12 protein-coding genes and 1 pseudogene are annotated in these 13954 nt (G+C 72.2%); 4 read left to right on the forward strand and 9 right to left on the reverse strand.

Features of this window, described 5'->3' with window-relative positions; translation table 11 throughout:
- Window positions 1-74: 74 nt before the first annotated feature.
- Entirely contained in the window at window positions 75-407 is a 333-nt protein-coding gene (locus ACWCYO_RS16575; RefSeq protein WP_449784603.1) for a tannase/feruloyl esterase family alpha/beta hydrolase, read from the reverse strand.
- Window positions 408-541: 134 nt separating this feature from the next.
- Here ACWCYO_RS16575 and ACWCYO_RS16580 point away from each other — a divergent pair.
- A pseudogene (locus tag ACWCYO_RS16580) lies at window positions 542-676 on the forward strand (helix-turn-helix domain-containing protein); the annotation flags it as partial.
- 45 nt (window positions 677-721) lie between these two features.
- On the opposite strand, the gene ACWCYO_RS16585 reads toward ACWCYO_RS16580, so the two are convergent.
- The 4 genes from ACWCYO_RS16585 to ACWCYO_RS16600 all read right to left on the reverse strand — a co-directional run bounded on the left by ACWCYO_RS16585 (window position 722) and on the right by ACWCYO_RS16600 (window position 6287).
- Window positions 722-3442 carry an ATP-binding protein gene (locus tag ACWCYO_RS16585; protein WP_449784604.1) on the reverse strand — a complete coding sequence of 907 codons (2721 nt, stop codon included), beginning with the start codon at window positions 3440-3442 and terminating at the stop codon, window positions 722-724.
- A gap of 157 nt (window positions 3443-3599) precedes the next feature.
- Complete coding sequence (locus ACWCYO_RS16590) at window positions 3600-4955, reverse strand: alpha/beta fold hydrolase (protein ID WP_270142832.1); 1356 nt, start codon at window positions 4953-4955, stop codon at window positions 3600-3602.
- A 434-nt stretch (window positions 4956-5389) separates the two neighbouring features.
- The gene (locus ACWCYO_RS16595) at window positions 5390-5749 is read right to left on the reverse strand and encodes a hypothetical protein (protein ID WP_449784605.1); all 360 of its coding nucleotides are present in this window, start codon (window positions 5747-5749) and stop codon (window positions 5390-5392) included.
- Window positions 5750-5804: 55 nt separating this feature from the next.
- Complete coding sequence (locus ACWCYO_RS16600; RefSeq protein ID WP_449784606.1) at window positions 5805-6287, reverse strand: Dps family protein; 483 nt, start codon at window positions 6285-6287, stop codon at window positions 5805-5807.
- A 501-nt stretch (window positions 6288-6788) separates the two neighbouring features.
- On the opposite strand from ACWCYO_RS16600, the gene ACWCYO_RS16605 reads away from it, so the two are divergent.
- From ACWCYO_RS16605 to ACWCYO_RS16615, 3 genes are all read left to right on the forward strand, one after another.
- A complete protein-coding gene (locus ACWCYO_RS16605; RefSeq protein ID WP_270142837.1) occupies window positions 6789-7832 on the forward strand; it encodes a hypothetical protein in 1044 nt (347 codons plus the stop codon).
- Between the two features lie 383 nt (window positions 7833-8215).
- Window positions 8216-8473, forward strand: a complete 258-nt coding sequence (locus tag ACWCYO_RS16610; protein ID WP_449784607.1) for a hypothetical protein — start codon at window positions 8216-8218, stop codon at window positions 8471-8473.
- A 45-nt stretch (window positions 8474-8518) separates the two neighbouring features.
- Complete coding sequence (locus tag ACWCYO_RS16615; RefSeq protein ID WP_449784608.1) at window positions 8519-9358, forward strand: oxidoreductase; 840 nt, start codon at window positions 8519-8521, stop codon at window positions 9356-9358.
- 198 nt (window positions 9359-9556) lie between these two features.
- Here the strand turns inward: ACWCYO_RS16615 and ACWCYO_RS16620 are convergent, their stop codons facing one another.
- From ACWCYO_RS16620 to ACWCYO_RS16635, 4 genes are read right to left on the reverse strand one after another with little or no spacing between them, the layout of a single operon-like run.
- Window positions 9557-9958, reverse strand: coding sequence for a hypothetical protein (locus ACWCYO_RS16620; RefSeq protein ID WP_449784609.1), 402 nt, complete (start codon window positions 9956-9958; stop codon window positions 9557-9559).
- Window positions 9959-10002: 44 nt separating this feature from the next.
- Complete coding sequence (locus ACWCYO_RS16625) at window positions 10003-12063, reverse strand: hypothetical protein (RefSeq protein WP_449784610.1); 2061 nt, start codon at window positions 12061-12063, stop codon at window positions 10003-10005.
- 11 nt (window positions 12064-12074) lie between these two features.
- A complete protein-coding gene (locus ACWCYO_RS16630) occupies window positions 12075-12989 on the reverse strand; it encodes a carbohydrate ABC transporter permease (protein WP_449784611.1) in 915 nt (304 codons plus the stop codon).
- Window positions 12986-13939: a carbohydrate ABC transporter permease gene (locus tag ACWCYO_RS16635; RefSeq protein ID WP_449784612.1), complete on the reverse strand. Its 954-nt coding sequence runs from the start codon at window positions 13937-13939 to the stop codon at window positions 12986-12988. Before ACWCYO_RS16635 ends, ACWCYO_RS16630 begins: the two co-directional genes overlap by 4 nt.
- Window positions 13940-13954: the final 15 nt, after the last annotated feature.

Below are 13954 nucleotides of genomic sequence, written 5' to 3' on the forward strand. Positions count from 1 at the left end.
TCCGTGGCCGGTGTAGCGGGAGACCATCGGGTAGCGGCACAGGTCGCGGGCGACGGTCGCGCCGGTGGCGGTGGTCAGGGGGCGTGCAGCACCGCCGGCGCCTTGCCCTGCTCGACCCAGGCGGTCAGCGCCGCCAGGTCGTCGACCTTGCCGCCGTCCAGGCCGCAGTGGTCGACGCCCGGGGCCAGGAACAGCCGGTAGAAGCCATCGACCTTCCGCGTCCCTTGGGTCCTTGCCGGATCCGCGACGCCGGGGCACTGTTCAGCATCCGGAACGGCCGCCTGCGCCGCTTCATCGCCGGCGCCGCCGCCGTCGTCGGCGCGTTCGCCGTCGTCGGCACCGCGAACGCCGCGACCCAGGACTCGGCCACCGACCGGGCCCCGAAGCCGACCGTCGTCCTGGAGCACGGCGCGTAAGCGCCGCGCACGAGCTGTTCACGGGGATCGGCGCCGAAGCCTTCGCCGGACGCACCCGCCGTGAACTCGCCGAGTGCGGGGTCTCGGTGTCGCCACCTGCCACGCAACGAACGGTCGGGCTGACGGTGCAGGAGAGCCGGATCGCCAGGCGCGCACGGGACGGCCGTTCGAACGCGGAGATCGGAGCCGAGCTCTTCCTCAGTGCCCGTACGGTCGAGTGGCACCTGCGCAAGGTGTTCACCAAACTCGGCATCAGCTCACGGCGGGAGTTGCGCCGTGCTTCCGTAGCCGCCACCGCACAGCGATCACCGCTCCGACAAGGCGCCGTCGATCTCTCGACGGGAGGAGATCCCCAGCTTGGCGAAGACCTTGCGCAGGTGCCACTCGACCGTACGAGGGCTGAGGAACAGGTGTGCGCCGATCTCCGCGTTCGGGTGCCCTGCGGCCGCGAGGCGGGCGATCTGCGCCTCCTGCGGGGTCAGGACCGGCGCGCCGACGGTCCGCTTGCGAACCGTCTCACCGGTGGCGAGCAGCTCACGCCGGGCCCGCTCGGCGAACGCCTCCATGCCCATGCGCGCGGCCGCCTCGTACGCCGCCCGCAGCTCGGTACGGGCCTGCGCGCGCCGGTTCCGGCGGCGCAGCCATTCCCCGTACAGCAGCCGGGCCCGGGTCTCGAACACGCCGAGCCCGCCGCGGCCGAAGTGGTCGACGGCCTCGCGGTAACGGTCCTCGGCCTTCTCCGGTGCCCCGGTCAGGGCGTCGGCGACCGCATGCGCTCCCAGGGCCCAGGGGGTGCCTGCCCGGCTCCAGTCGGCGAGCCGCTCGCGCGCCCCGGCCGCCACGTCCGGCTCGCCGGCCCTGGTCGCGGCCTCGACCAGCTCGCTGCACGTCCAGAAGTGCACCACGAGGTCCTTGTGCACGCTGCCGCGCAGCGCCGCTTCCATGGCGAGCGGATAGTTGCCCAGGCCGTTGTGGAGTACGGCCCGCTCGCACGCGGCCATGCGGGTGAGCCGGCCCAGGCCACGCTGCTCGCCGTCCCGTTCCATCGCCTCCAGCAGTTCCAGGGCCGGTCGCTCCCGTCCCCGGTACGCGGCGATCATGGCCGCCGTGGCCGTGCGCGTCACCACGCCGGTGGCCTTCTCCATGGCTGCGGCCTCGGCCAACAGGTCCTCGGCTTCGGAGAGACGCCCCGCATGGCCCAGCGCGGCCGCCCGGTAGGGCAACGCCGTCGAGAGGACCGACGGCGTGCCCGTCGTCCGGGCGAAGCGGACCGCCCGATCGGTGACGTCCAGCCAGGCCTGGAGATCGCCCAGCTCCGCGGCGGCGTTCGCGGCCGCCCACAGGACGGACGGCTCCTCCTCGTCGGCGAAGGAGCGCAGCGCCCGCGCCAGTAGCGGGAAGGCGGCGACCTGCCCGTCCACGGTCCCTGCGACCCGGGCACGGAGGAAGACTCCGGCCGGCTCGTCGCCGGGTATCAGGCCACGGGCGACCTCGGCCGCTCGCCGTAGTCCGCCTTCGTCGTGCGGCCAGGCCCAGATGGCCGCGTCGAACGCCGCGAGGCAGGTCTCCCGCGCGACGGCCGGGTCGAGGTCCCTGAACTGGCGCGCCGCGTCGAGCAGCGGCTGCACCGCGCCCTTCCCCGAGTCGGTCATGGACGACGCCTTGGCCCGCAGCCGGCCGGCATGGGCCTGCTGCAACCGGTCCAGCGGCCCCAGCTCCGCGGCGGCGAGCAGGTCGGGCACCCGGGTCGGCAAGCCCGCTGCGACGTTGGCCGCTGCGGCCGCCAGTGCGCGCCGCGCCCGATCCTTCGGGTCGGGGGTGAGCGCGGCGGCCCGTTCCAGGAAGGAGGCGGCGGCCGCCCGACCACCGCGCGCCAGGGCCCGGTCGGCGGAGCCCTCCAGTGCGGCGGCGACCTGCTCGTCCGGCCCGACCGCGGCGTGGGCCCGGTGCCAGGCCCGCCGGTCGGGGTCGCGCTCGGCGTCGGTGGCCTCGGCCAGGGCTCGGTGCGCCGCACGCAGCACTGCGGCATCCGCGCCCCGCCAGACGGCGGAGCGCACCAGCGGGTGCCGGAACCGCACCGGGGCTCCCAGCGTGATCAGGTCCGCGGCCTCGGCCGCCGCCGCTGCCTCCGGGCCGATGCCCAGCAGGCGCAGAGCACGCCACAACAGCGGCCCGTCGCCGACCGGTTCGACCGCCGCGACCAGCAGCAGGGCGCGGGTGTCGGCCGGCAGCGCGTCGACGCGCCGACGGAAGCCGTCCTCGAGCCGGGTCGCCAGCGGGCCGGCGCCGGGCCCGCCGAAGCCGAACGCCAACTCCGCTGGTGACAGGCCTCGGGGCAACTCCAGCAGGGCGAGCGGATTCCCGCCGGTCTCGGCGACGATCCGGTCCCGCACCCGGGCGTCCACCGGCGCCGTCAGCACCCTGTCGAGCAGCGCCCGGGCGTCCGCGTCGGCCAGCCCGCCCAGAGGAAGGTCCGGCAGACCGGAAAAGTCCTCTTCCTTCTTCCCGTCGGTGATTCGCTCGGCGAACACCAACGCCACCGATTCCGCGTCCAGCCGACGCCCGACGAACGCCAGGATCCGCTGGGACATCAGGTCCAGCCACTGCGCGTCGTCGACCAGGCACACCAGCGGAGACCGGGCCGCCGCCTCGGCGAACAGGCCGAGGACCGCCATCCCGACCAACAGCATCTCGGGAGGGTTCCCCGCGCTCAGGCCGAACGCGACCCGCAGCGCGTCCTGCTGCACCTCCGGCAGCCGGTCGAGGTGCGACAACAGCGGGGCGCACAGCCGTTGCAGAGCCGAGTACGCGAACTCGGCCTCGGCCTCGACGCCGGCCGCGCGCACGACCTGCCACTGCCCCGCCTGCCCGGCCAGATGGTCGAGCAGCGCCGACTTGCCGACGCCGGCCTCACCCCGCAGCACCAGCACCCGGCTGCGCCCGTCGCCCACCTCGCGCAGCAGACGGTCCAGCACCTCCACCTCCCGGGCGCGCCCGAGCAGCTGGTGTTTCGCGCGCTGCGGCATGGCTCCTCCGGGACGAGTTCCTCCCGGAGGAGCTACACCCATCCTACGAAGAGCGGGGCCGGCTGAGCCGCACGGATCCGGTCACCCCCGGCCGTCCCCGGGCCGGTGGCACGGGTGGTCCGCGTCCGGGGTCCCGGAGGGTTGCGGGAGGTCCGTGCTACCTCAGCGACCGGAAGGCGGTGCGGAGTTCTTCGGCCAGCAGCTGCGGCTGCTCCCAGGCGGCGAAGTGGCCGCCCCGGTCGACCTCGTTCCAGTGGATGATGTTGCCGAAGGTCCGTTCGCCCCAGCTGCGCGGCGCGGGGTAGATCTCGGCGGGGAAGACCGTCACCGCGACCGGCGTCTTCGGAATGGACACCGCGTTGAACGGTCCGCCGCCGGCCCTGGCGCCCTCCCAGTACAGTCGGGACGACGACGCGCCGGTGCGGGTCAGCCAGTACATCGAGATCGCGTCGAGCATCTCGTCGTACGTGAGGACCTTCTCCGGCTCGCCACCGGAGTCCGTCCACTCCGCGAACTTGTCGTAGTAGTAGGACGCCATGCCGACCGGGGAGTCGGTGAGGGAATAGGCGATCGTCTGCGGGGTCTGGTTCATCATCGCCGCGTAGCCGAAGCCGTCGCGGTAGAAGTGCAGCAGCCGGTCGTACGCCCGCTTCTCCTCGGCCGACAGGTTCGCCGGGGCCGGATCGAAGTTGCGCACACGGCGCAGGACGTCGTCCGGGACGGTCCCCGGCATGTTGACGTGGATGCCGAGCAGCCCCTTCGGCTGCTGGACGGCGAGCACCTCGGAGAGGATCGCGCCGTGGTCGCCGCCCTGCGAGACGTACTCCGGGTACCCGAGGCGCGTCATCAGCTCGTGGAAGGCGGGCGCGATGCGGGCGAAGTTCCACCCGGGCCTGGTCGGGCTGCCCGAGAAGCCGTAGCCGGGCAGGGTCGGCAGCACCAGGTGGAAGGCGTCCCCGGCGCGGCCGCCGTGCGCGGTGGGGTTGGTCAACGGGTCGATGACCTTCAGCAGTTCGACGATCGACCCGGGCCAGCCGTGGGTCATCAGCATCGGCATGGCTCCGGCGTGCGGGGAGCGGATGTGGGCGAACTGGATGTCCAGTCCGTCGATCTCCGTGATGTACTGCGGCAGGTCGTTGAGGCGCCGCTCCAGCTTGCGCCAGTCGTACCCGGTGCCCCAGTACTCCATCAGCGGCCGCACCTTCGCCAACTGCGCGCCCTGGCTGCGATCGTCGACCGTCTCCCGGTCGGGCCACCGGGTCGCCCGGATGCGCCGTCGCAGGTCGTCGAGGTCTCGCTGCGCCACCTTGATACGGAACGGGCGGATCCCCGCTCCCGACCCCGGCGCCCCGCCCGGCGCCGTCCCGGCGTCTGCCGATGCCGTCCCTCGGCCGGTGGCCGCCTGTGCCGGCGCGGACAGGCCGACCTGCCCGGCGACGACACCGGCCGCCGCGAGACCGAGGAAACGGCGTCGACCGCTGGTGGGCCGGTTCATGTTGTCGTGCGCTGCCATCGAGGACTCCTTGTGTCGAATACGGGATGTGAGGTGTTCCGCCCGCCGTCGCGCCGGAGGCACTGACGGCACGGCTCGCCGGTCAGCCGTCCTGGCAGGTGGACACCGCTGACGGCGCGGGGCATCCGGGTGCGCGCCAGGGGCAACCGGAGCGAAACGGCGGGAGACTCGGCCCGCGTTGACGCGTTGGGTGACCGTCCGGCCGTCCGCCGAACACCAGGCGGTCGGCTCACTGCGGTCCGTGCCGGACAGCGGGCAAGGGAGTGCCGGGTGACGGACGAGCCCGGTGTACGTCTCGGGGCCGGCAGCGGACGGCGGCCTGCTCGCGCCGCCCCGGGGCATCACCCGCCTACCCGGCACCCCTCATGACAGGGGCTTCGAGACCTCCGTGTGGGGAAGTCACCGAAGGCCGTACTGCCCTGGTCCGGGTGACGTCAGGCCGGGACCACGCGGTAGCTCAGCACCGGCCACGGCAGGTCGGACTGGGCCAGCGAACCGGTGGCCCACGGGTTGGCGCCGGTGCAGCCCGCGCCGGAGTACAGCACCACGGACGCGGAGCCGGAGGCGACCTGGACCGATCGGGCGGGCGCCGACAGCGTGTGGCACGTGCCGAAGTCGTCGAGGTCGACCGCGGTCACCGCGCCGCTCCCGCCGGTGCCCGAGTAGAGGTGGGCGCCCGGCTGCAACGGAGGCCAGCCGGCGGCGTGTGCCGATCCGGCACCGAGGCCCATCACGACCGCGACGACCGTCGCCGTGGCGGCCGAGCCGCGGAGCATGGCCTTGGGTGTGAACATGTGAACCACCTTTCCGTGTACGTGATGGTGTTGCTGGAGGGTGCTGCTGGAGGAGTCAGGCCCGGTTCTCCGCCTGGAACATCCAGCTCTGCTTCTCCAACTCGGCGATCAGCCCGATCAGCAGGTCCTCGGTGACGGCGTCCGCCTCGCCGGTCGCGCCGATGCGCTCGCGCAGTCGGCGGATGACGGTGGCGAACGTCTCCACCAGGGCGTTCACCACGACCCTGTCCTCCAGCCATCCCTGCGGGATGGAGGGAAGGGCGCTGGTGGCGGCGATGGTCGCGGCCCGCCCGTCCGGAGCGACACCCAGCGCGGCGGCGCGTTCGGCGACGGTGTCCGAGAAGTTCCGGGCCGTGGTGGCCACTTCGTCGAGTTGCACGTGCAGGGAGCGGAAACGCGGACCGTACAGGTTCCAGTGCGCCTGCTCGGCCACCAGGGCGAGATCGAGGAGGTCGACCAGGGTCGCCTGGAGGGCACTGCCGGCGACTGCTCGGGCGCTGTCGGACAGCGGGCTGCTGATGACGGGAGGTCCAGACATGGAGTGTCCCTTCGGGGCGGGCGTGCGTTCTCCATCATTGGTTCCGCACCACCGTTCGACATCAGTCATTTGACGGCACCTCCTTTTCGTCTGGGCCGGGATCCGGGCGGGTGAGAGTGGCGCGGAGAGCAGTCACCCGACCCACGGGCGCGGCGGCCGGGTCCAGGCCGCCGTCGCCACCGAGCCGGAACTGACGGGAGGAGTCGGCGGTGCACACGGTCGCCACGACCTGGACCCGGTGCCCTGCTCGACGCACCGGAAAGTAGGGTCGGTCGACTTCCAGCGTGTGGGGGCGAAGCACACGCATGCGCCGGAGAGCGAGCTGAAAGTCAGATGACTGATGCGCCGCGGCCGGCTCCGCTGACAACCTCTCCATCGAGCGGCTCCGCACCCGCCGGGGCCCACGCCCCGAGCGGGTGCGTCGTCGGATCCGAGCCACACCACGTCATCGCTACGGAGCCACCCACGTACTCGGGCTCACGGACGAGAAGGGCAACAGACATGACCGCACCACCCCACACCCCACTGCACCGCCGCAGGTCCTCCAGGCTCGCCACCATGGTGGCCGTCCTCCTCACCGCGCTGGCCGCCGTCTTCGCGACCACCGCCCCGGCCGGCGCGACCACGCCCTGGCAGGAGGCGGACCACAACGCCAGCACCCCGGATTCCCCGGCGATGGCGTACTACCTGGGAAGCCACATCGAGGTCATCCGCGGCCAGGACAACGCGCTCTGGTTCAACGTCGACGGCGGCCCGTTCAACCACATCGGCGGCGTCACGTACGCCGCGCCCACGATCACGTCGTTCAACGGCCAGCTCTGGATCTGGCACACCGGGCAGAACGGCGACGTGTGGGGCCAGAGCCTCGCCAACCCCAACGAACCCAACCACCGGCGCTGGTACTGGAACTCGCCCATCCAGTACCGCACGCAGAACATCGGCGGCTCCGGTTCGGCCGTCCGCCCGACCCTGGGCCCGGCCGTCGCGGCCTCCCCGGACCACCTGCACTTCATCGTCGTCGGCGCCAACGAGCGCATCTACCACGGCTTCATGGACGTCAACCGGAACTTCAGCTCCTGGTCCGAAATGCCGGGCGGCGCCCGCACGGAGTCCGCAGCCGGTGCCTCGACCTCGCCCGACGGCCGCCTGACCGTCCTCCACCGCGGCACCGACAACCGCATCTACCGCCAGGGCCTGAACCTCCGCAACTGGCAGTGGGACCACAACTGGCAGCAGATGCGGAACACCAACACCAACGCCGCCCCGTCGATCGCCTACAACGGCCATGACGGTCTGATGGTCGAGGCCTGGCGCGACGCCGGCACCGGCCAGATCCTGACCTCCGAGAGCCTGACGTACGCCGCCGAGGCGACGGCCCCACAGGGTGTGCCCCGCGGCAACAACGTCGCCAGTCCGTCGGCCCCGCGCGTCAGCTCCGGGCCCAACGGTGTCGACCTGACCATCCGAGGCGGCAGATTCTACGACGTCCAGGGCCACTACTTCCGCGACAACGTCATCTACTACATCTACAACTACTACAACTGAACCTCCCTCGAAGCCACTTCACCGCCCCCTCGGGTCCAGCGACCCGAGGGGGCACGGCGGTTGGCCCACCAGACCCCCGCCGGCCGGCTCGCACCTGACCGCCACCCCGCGGGGACGAAACCGCCTGGGACCCTCCCCAGCGGCCGGCGGCACCAGCTGCCGCCCCCTTCGCCATGCGGTTCTCATCTCCTTTCGACACCGTGCCCACCGCGTCCCCGCTGGCTCCGACCATTAGATGACTGATCCGGGAATCCACCGACAGGCGAAGGAGGGGAGGGGAGCCACAGCCGGCACACGGCCACCGGGAAACGGAGCAGCCGGGCCGGGGTCGACGCCTGAGCGGCTGGTACCAGCACCGTCTCACCTCGACGAGGAGTCGCCCCATGGACCCGCACGCTCAACCCTCCGACAGACCGGCCAAGGTGGTCATCGACGCCGCGTTCAAGGCGGCTGCCCCCGCCCGGTACGCCCGGCTGCGGAAGCTCGGCCCGATCCACCCGGCCGAGTTCCAACCCGGCCTGCCGGGCTGGGTGGTGGTCGGCCACGACCTCGCCAGGGCGGCGCTGACCCATCCCTCGGCCTGGCCGTTGTCGCGGACTCAGCGTCATATGACTGATGTGCGACGGATGCACCGCACGTGACAGTGATGACCAATGGATCTCACGACAGAACACAAGGGGCTTGACATGACTCGCACGTGGTTGATCACCGGCGCGTCCCGGGGCTTCGGTCGACGCCTGACCGAAGCGGTCCTGGAGAGCGGAGAGCAGGTCCTGGCGACGGCTCGGCGGCCGGAGCAGCTGGCGGACCTGGTCTCCCGCTACGGGGCGCGGGTTCGCACCACGGCCTTGGATGTGACCGACGCGGCTGCGGCCCGTGCCGCGGTGGACAGTGCGGTCACGGCGTTCGGGCGGCTGGACGTGGTGGTGAACAACGCCGGATACGCCAACAGCGGCCCGATCGAGGAGATGGCGGACAAGGACTTCCGCGAGCAGTTCGAGGCGAACTTCTTCGGGGTCGTCAACGTCACCCGGGCCGCGCTGCCGGTGCTGCGCGAGCAGCGGTCGGGAGTGTTCGTGCAGTTCTCGTCCCTGGGCGGCCGGGTCGGCGGCACCCCGGGCATGGGTGCCTACCAAAGCGCGAAATTCGCCGTCGAGGGCTTCTCCGAAGTCCTGGCCAGCGAGGTCGCCCCGTTCGGGGTGAAGGTGGTCATCGTCGAGCCCGGCGCCTTCCGGACGGACTGGCAGGGCTCGTCCATGGAGCTGCACCCGGTGGGGCCCGACTACGAGGAGACCGTCGGCGCCATGAACCGGTACCGGCGGGAGAACAACGGCACGCAGCCCGGCGACCCGGCCCGCGCCGCCCAGGTGATCATCGACGTCGTCGGCCACGCCGCCCCGCCGCGCCGGCTGCTGCTCGGCGCCCAGGCAGTGACCGCGGCCCTGGCCGCCGGTGAGGCGCGCTCGGAGGAGACGCGGCAGTGGGCCGGGGCGAGCGCCGTCGCCGACTTCCCAGCGGGGCAGTGAGCCACCGGAGCCCGCGCGGCCTCGGCGCCGCCGGAACGGGCCCCGGCCGGCAGCCGGGCCTCCGAGCAGCACCAACCCCCAGTGCCGTCACGGCCCGTCGAGGCGGTCGGCAAGGAGCAGACGTGAACAGCAACCAGCTCGTCGAGGGTGTCGCACACCCCCGGCAGCACACCTCTCCCGCCCCCCGGTCGCTCGGGCTCACCGCTGCGCGACTACGTCCTGCACAGCCTTCCCGCCGCCCTCGGCGACCTCTCGGCAGAACGTCTGACGTATCATCAATTCGCTCACACCCACGAGCAGATGCTCCGGAGACTCACTCCGCAGTGCCTCTCCGAGGACGACGAGCGGACCGCGCGTCTCCTCCAGCTCGATCTGCTCTTCCTGCTCAGCGGCTACGCGCCCGCAGGGCCGCAGGCCGCACCCCGGGCCCTGGCCGAGCTGATATCCGCCCAGTGCGCCGGGTTCCCCGCCCTGGATCCCCACCTGAGCTATGAACTCCTGATCGACGTCAACTGCGAGGAATACCGGCGCAGCGGGGACATCCGGGTGTTCTCCGCAGGCCGGGACGCCGCTCTCGAACGGGACTTCTACCTCGGCCACCACCTCTCCGAACCATGGGCCAAATCTCTGGCGGCCGCCCGCTCTCACTGCCGGTCGACGATCAGCCAGCCGCGGTGCGGCAGGTCCTGGTCGAGTGCCAGCGTCGCGCCGTCGGCAGTGGTGCGGGCGGTGGCGGGCTCGGCGAGCGGGGCGAGCAGGGTGGCCTCGGCACCGGCCGTTCCACCGGGCACGTGCACCCGCGGGCGCGCCGGGTCGGCGCTGCCGTTCGCGACGGCGAGCCGCCAGCCGTCCTCGGTGCGGGTCAGCTGCGGGATCAGGTGCGGGCCACCGGTGACCAGCGGCAGGGTCGACGTGTCGCCTTCCAGGTAGCGGACCATCGCGTGCAGCAGGCGCTGACCGTCGTCGTCGAACGGCAGCAGTTCGACGGCGGTGGCGGCCAGCACGCCCACCCGGCCGCCGAGCGCGTTGGTGAACACGCAGCGGCCGGCGCCCCAGACCTGCTGCTCCGGTGTGAGGATCTCGGTCCAGACCTCGGCGCCGGCGGCCGGCTGGAGCCGGGCCAGCGCGGGCTGGACGTTAACGCTCAGGAAGGGCCCCTGATCACTGGCACGCGGGAAGGCTGCACCCCGGTCGTCAATGCTCGGGAAGCCTTCCTGATAACTGCCGACCGCGTCGAACACCCGCAGCACGCGTTCCAGCGCGTACGGCCCGGCTGCGGACGGCTCCTCGCGACCGGCGAGCTCGACGACGGTGACGCCGAGCAGGTCGCCGAACCCGCGCTCGGCGAGCACGCGGGCGGCGGTGCCGTCGAGCAGCAAGCCGCCGGCGAGCATCCGGAGGATCTCGTCGTCGTCGAAGGCCCAGGCGAGCTGCCCGAACAGCACCCGCACGGGAGCGTCCTCGGCGGTGACCGGGACGCCGTAGCGCAGCAGGAAGTCCGCGGCGGGGCCGGGGTCGACGGCCAGTTCGCCGAGGTCGCCGCCGCGGGTGGTGCGCACGTGGGCGGCGGCGTCCTGGCGCACGGGCAGGCCGACGCCGTGGGTGCGCAGTTCGCGCGGGGTGCGTTCGGCGAGCCAGTCGAGCGCAGGGCGGGAGCGGCGCAACAGTTCGGCCACCCGTGGGAAGCGCTGGGCGCGGCCGGACTGCATCGGGTGGACGTTGAGGAACATGGCGTCCGAGCCCAAGAGTTGGGCGGTGACCAGTTCTGACCAGGTCTGGGTGTCGGACTTGGACCAGGCGGTGTGCGGCCAGTTCTCGATCTCCGGCTCGCTGCGCACGTGCCGTGGTCGCAGCGCCCGCTGGTACTCCAGCATCCAGATGGAGAAGCTGAGTTCGCGCCCGGGCGCATCGCCGTAGCGGGTGAAGTGCGGGCGGTGGGAGACCTGCCGCTCGATGGCGAGCGCGTCGAACAGGGCCGGCCAGTCGCGGCCCTCGGCCGAGTGCACGCCGGGCTCGGAACTCATCAGGCCGAGCTGCGAGCGCCCGCCGGATGCCTTCGCGACCGCCGCCGCCACCTCGGCTGCCACCTCCAACTGCGCGGTCCGCCAGACCTGTTGCAGCTGCTCGCGCCACGGGTGCGGGGGGCCAGGGGCGGTCACGGCGGCCACCGCCTCCGCACGGGTGACCTGCCGGCCGACCAGCCGGGCGAGCCGGTCCAGCATCAGGGGTTCGAAGCCGCCGCCCCAGGCCAGTGGCGCGTGGTTGTGGTAGCGGAAGTCGTCCTCCAGCCACAGCACCCGCAAGCCCAGGCCGGCGTAGCGGGCGTAGTGGGCGGTGAGCCAGGACCGCCAGCGCGGGCAGGCGAAGGACGCCTGGCTGGCGGCAACCGTCCCGTCCGGGCCGACCATCGGAGCGAAGCCGAGCCGGTCGCCCCGGCCCCGGTCGGCGTGCCCGGCGGTGACCCACGGGTTGAGGCTGACGTCGAGTCCTGCTTCCCGCAGCACCTTGGCGGCCGTCGCCGCGGTGTCGTACAGGCGGTCCTCGGCCTCGCCACCGGGGTGGCCGGCGTACCACTCCTCGGCCCCCAGCAGCAGGACGACCTCGTCGACGCCCGCCTCCCGGCAGAACGAGGCGAGTTCGGCGGCGCGTTCGGCGGCGTCCGGGGTGGGGTGGAGCTGGAACCGCAGGTGGTACCTGGCGGGCACGCCGGGCCTCCTCATTTGACGCTGCCGGCGGTCAGGCCGGAGCGCCAGAAGCGTTGCAGGGACAGGAACAGGACGACCAGCGGGATGGCGGAGACCATGGCGGCGGTGATCACGATGTTGAACGGGACGGCCGTCGGGCCGATGGCGCGCTGGGCCTGCCAGCCGACCACTCCGACGGTGACCGGCTGCAGCTTGTCGGTGGCGAGCATCAGCACGGGCAGCAGGTAGTTGGTCCAGATCGACACGAACTGGAACAGGAAGATGGTCACCAGCGCCGGGGTCATCACCCGCAACGCGATCGTCATGAAGATGCGCAGCTCGCCGGCGCCGTCGATGCGGCCGGCCTCGATGATCTCGTCGGGGACGGAGGAGGCTGCGTAGATGCGGGCCAGGTAGACGCCGAACGGGCTGACCATGCTGGGCAGCAGCACCGCCCAGTAGGTGTTGACCAGGTGCAGCTGGGAGAAGAGCAGGTAGAGCGGCACGGCCAGCAGCGGCTGCGGGACGAGCACCGCCGCGAGCACCGTGTTGAAGGTGAACTCCCTTCCGCGGTAGGCGTACTTGGCCAGTGCGTAGCCCGCCATGGCGGAGATCAGGGTGCTGACGCCGGCGCCGCCGACGGCGTAGAGCGCGCTGTTGGCCAGCCACTGCCAGTAGATGCCGCCCTGGTGGGTGAACACCTCGCGCAGGTTGGCGAAGAGCGCGAAGTGGCCGAACCAGAAGCCGTTTCCGCTGAACAGGTCGCCGCTGGTCTTGGTGGAGGAGACCAGCAGCCACCACACCGGCGCCAGGAAGTAGACCGAGGCGAGCGACAGCACGCCGAGCACCAGCCAGCGCGAGGCCGGCTGCCGCTTCGCGCGCGGGGCGCCGGACGCGGCGGACCGGGTGGCGGGTGCGGCGGACCGCACGGGGGTGTTGGTGCTCACAGGGCACCTCCGCGGCGCTGGACGAGCTTGAGGAAGCCGAAGGAGAGCACGAAGGCCAGCAGCGCGAGGATCACCGACTCGGTGGCGGCGGCGTTGAAGTTGTTCGCGTTCACGGCGTCGTAGGCGGCGTAGACGGGGGTGTAGGTGCTGGACAGGTTGGGTGCCACGTTGTGCAGGATGGCCGGCTCGTTGTAGAGCTGGGCGGTGCCGATGATGGAGAACACGGTGGTGAGCACCAGGGCCGGACGCACCATGGGCACCTTGATCCGCCAGGCGATGGCGACGGCCGAGCAGCCGTCCATGGTGGCCGCCTCGCTGAGCTCGGCGGGGATGGCCTGCAGCGCGGAGTAGATGATCAGCATGTTGTAGCCGGTCCAGCCCCAGGTCAGCATGTTGCCGATGGTGGGACCGAGCATGCTGTCGGAGGTCAGGTTCAGGTGCAGGCCCAGGTGGTGGGCGGCGGCGGTGATCGGGCTGAGGCCCGGGGCGACCAGGTAGGACCACATGATGGCGCCCACCACGCCGGGCAGGGCGTAGGGCAGGAAGAAGGCCAGCCGGAAGAAGCGCTTGAACATGGTCGACCTCGCGTCCAGCAGCAGTGCGAGCACCAGGGCGAGCAGCAGCATCAGCGGCACCTGGACCGCACCGATCAGCAGCACCCGCAGCAGTGAGCCACGGAAGTCCGGATCGCCCAGCGCGGTGGCGTAGTTGGCGAGGCCGGAGAAGGTCTGGGTGGGCGCGGACAGGCCGAGGCCGGAGCGGTGCATCCGGTACAGGCTCTGGTAGACGGTGTAGCCGATCGGCGCCAGGTACAGGGCCGTGAACAGCAGTAGGAACGGAGCCAGGAACAGCGCGACGGTCCGGGCCTGGCGGCGTGCGCGCCGGGTGGGCCGAGCCGGCCGGCCGGCCGGGGCCTGCCGTGCTGTCCGCCCGGCGAGGGCGGTGGTCATGGGTGTTGCCTCTCC

The organism is Kitasatospora sp. NPDC001683, from assembly GCF_053596495.1.

What these genes read in the sequence shown, in the direction of transcription:
- ACWCYO_RS16585 (WP_449784604.1), bottom strand. Translation starts at nt 3,442, where the DNA reads ATGCCGCAGCGCGCGAAACACCAGCTGCTCGGGCGCGCCCGGGAGGTG.
- ACWCYO_RS16590 (WP_270142832.1), bottom strand. Translation starts at nt 4,955, where the DNA reads ATGGCAGCGCACGACAACATGAACCGGCCCACCAGCGGTCGACGCCGT.
- ACWCYO_RS16595 (WP_449784605.1), bottom strand. Translation starts at nt 5,749, where the DNA reads ATGTTCACACCCAAGGCCATGCTCCGCGGCTCGGCCGCCACGGCGACG.
- ACWCYO_RS16600 (WP_449784606.1), bottom strand. Translation starts at nt 6,287, where the DNA reads ATGTCTGGACCTCCCGTCATCAGCAGCCCGCTGTCCGACAGCGCCCGA.
- ACWCYO_RS16605 (WP_270142837.1), top strand. Translation starts at nt 6,789, where the DNA reads ATGACCGCACCACCCCACACCCCACTGCACCGCCGCAGGTCCTCCAGG.
- ACWCYO_RS16610 (WP_449784607.1), top strand. Translation starts at nt 8,216, where the DNA reads ATGGACCCGCACGCTCAACCCTCCGACAGACCGGCCAAGGTGGTCATC.
- ACWCYO_RS16615 (WP_449784608.1), top strand. Translation starts at nt 8,519, where the DNA reads ATGACTCGCACGTGGTTGATCACCGGCGCGTCCCGGGGCTTCGGTCGA.
- ACWCYO_RS16635 (WP_449784612.1), bottom strand. Translation starts at nt 13,939, where the DNA reads ATGACCACCGCCCTCGCCGGGCGGACAGCACGGCAGGCCCCGGCCGGC.